This is a genomic window from Brevundimonas sp. EAKA (assembly GCF_000698025.1).
Lineage (GTDB): Bacteria > Pseudomonadota > Alphaproteobacteria > Caulobacterales > Caulobacteraceae > Brevundimonas > Brevundimonas mediterranea_A.
Map to the genome: position 1 here is coordinate 1 of NZ_JMQR01000230.1, position 2,090 is coordinate 2,090.

At 72.0% G+C, this 2,090-nt stretch carries 2 protein-coding genes; both read right to left on the bottom strand.

Features of this window, described 5'->3' with window-relative positions; translation table 11 throughout:
* A partial coding sequence (locus tag ER13_RS17110; protein ID WP_035311284.1) for a UvrD-helicase domain-containing protein occupies positions 1–1,175 on the bottom strand: 1,175 nt, incomplete at its 3' end.
* Positions 1,172–2,020: a PD-(D/E)XK nuclease family protein gene (locus ER13_RS17115; protein ID WP_035311286.1), complete on the bottom strand. Its 849-nt coding sequence runs from the start codon at positions 2,018–2,020 to the stop codon at positions 1,172–1,174. The genes ER13_RS17115 and ER13_RS17110, both read right to left, overlap by 4 nt.
* Between the last annotated feature and the right edge of the window lie 70 nt (positions 2,021–2,090).

Consider the following 2,090-nt stretch of genomic DNA (forward strand, 5'->3'; position numbering starts at 1 on the left):
TCGTCGATCAGGACGTGATCGACCCCGCCGTCCAGCTTGTACAACACCCAGGCGGCGGCCCCGCTGCGGGTCAGAAGGGCGGCGGCGCGGGCGACCAGGTCGGGGAAGTCGAGGGCGCCGCGCTGGGCCTTTGCGGCCTCGTAGAAGGCGGCGTGGGCGCGGGCCAGGGTCAGGACCTTGATCGTATCGTCGGCGATCCGGGCCTTGCGCAGGGCTTCGCGGGCGGCGAGGAATTTGGTCTGGAGGTCCAGCAGCCAGCCGACCGCGCCTTGCGGCGCCGACTTGGTGCCCATGCTCTTTCGCGGCTCGCCCGCCTGGGTGCAGAAGACGCCCGCCAGGGCGGCGAAGCCGGCGTGGGGCGGGGCGGCGACGCTCATGGCGTCGGCGATCTTGCGGTCGTTGGTCGAGCCGGTCGCCATGGCCTCGGCCATGCGGTTCCACTCGGCAGGGTCGATCCAGGCGATGAAGTCCTGTTCAAGATCCTCGGGCGTGCGACCCGCCTCGGCGCCGGTGAGGGCGTAAGGGTCGGGCGCGGTCCCGGCTTCGGCGCGGTCGATATAGTCCAGCAGATCGGCGCGCCTGGCCTCGATCATCGACAGCAGGGCCTGGAACCGCTGCCAGTCCAGTTCGACGGCGAAATGGCTGTAGGCTTGTCCAATGGGACCGTCCGGGTCGGCGACGGCGGCGCGGGCCAGGTCTTCGCGCGCAGCATGGCTGAGGGCGGTGGCGGCCTGGTCTTCCAGCACGGTGAAGCGGGGCGAGACCCCGGCCTCGAGCGGGAAGCGACGCAGCAGTTTTTCGCAGAAGGCGTGGATGGTCTGGATCTTCAGCCCGCCCGGCGTCTCCAGCGCGCGGGCGAACAGTTTGCGGGCGCGGGACAGGGCCGCGTGATCCATCGCCTGCGGGTCGCCGTCGTCCAGCCGGGCCAGTTCGCGCGACAAGGCGGCGTCGTCCAGCACGGCCCAGCCGCCCAACTGGTCGAACAGCCGGGCCTGCATCTCGGCGGCGGCGGCCTTGGTGTAGGTGACGCACAGGATGGCGCCGGGATCGACCTGGTCCAGCAGCAGCCGCGCCACCCGGTTGACCAGAGTGGTGGTCTTGCCCGAGCCGGCGTTGGCGGTGACGAAGACGGTCAGGCGCGGGTCGGCCGCGACGATCTGGGGGGACACGCTCATTCTTCGTCCCCGTCGCCGATCACCGACCATTCCCAGACGCGGGCCAGGTGATCGTAGTTGCCGCCCTGGTTGCCCATGAACTGGGGGGCGGCCCAGGAGACGTAAGGCGTGTTCTCGTCGTCGAAGCGGGCGACGCGGCGCTTCAGCCCGTCCAGCGCCGCCTGGGCCAGGTCGGCGGCCTCGGCGCCCGAGGCGCGGGTGATGACCTCGCCCGCCGTCTTGCGCCCGACCACCCGGACATAGGTCAGTTCGTCGGGCGTGACCGGGCCATTGGTGCGTTCGAACCCGCCGTCGGCCAGGATGGCGGCGGTCAGGGTCAGTTGCGGGGCGAAGCCGGACTTGACCTGTCTGGCGGACGGCGCCGCCCCGGTCTTGAAGTCCATCACCGCCGCTCCGTCCGAGGCCAGCTCGATCCGGTCGGCGAAGGCCTTGACGGTGAAGGGGCCGGCGGGGGCGTCGAAGGTCATGGTCCCCTGTTGCTCGACCAGGATGTCGATGCCCCGCGCGCGGCGGCGGCGCTCGAAATCGGTCAGCCAGCGGGCGCAGTTGCGGGCGAGCGGCGCCTCGCGCGCCATGGCCGCATCCTCGAACCCGCGCGCACCCAGTTCGCGCAGCAGATGGTCGTGCAGGACGGCTTCGCAGTCGTCGGGCAGGTCGTCGGGCCAGTCCAGGGTCAACCGTTCGATGGCGGCGTGGACGGCGTCGCCACGGGCGAGCGCTTCGGCAGAAGCGCCGGGACGCTCCATCGCCTCCAGCCCCAGCACCCACAGGGCGTAGATGGCGTAGGGATCGCGCACCCAGCGTTCGATGCGGGTGACATAGAGGCTGCGGGGGCGGCGAGGCACCGGCGGGGGGGGGGCCGGGCCGGTGGGCGGGGGGGGGGGGGCCGGGGGGGGGGGGGGGGCGTTTTCAACC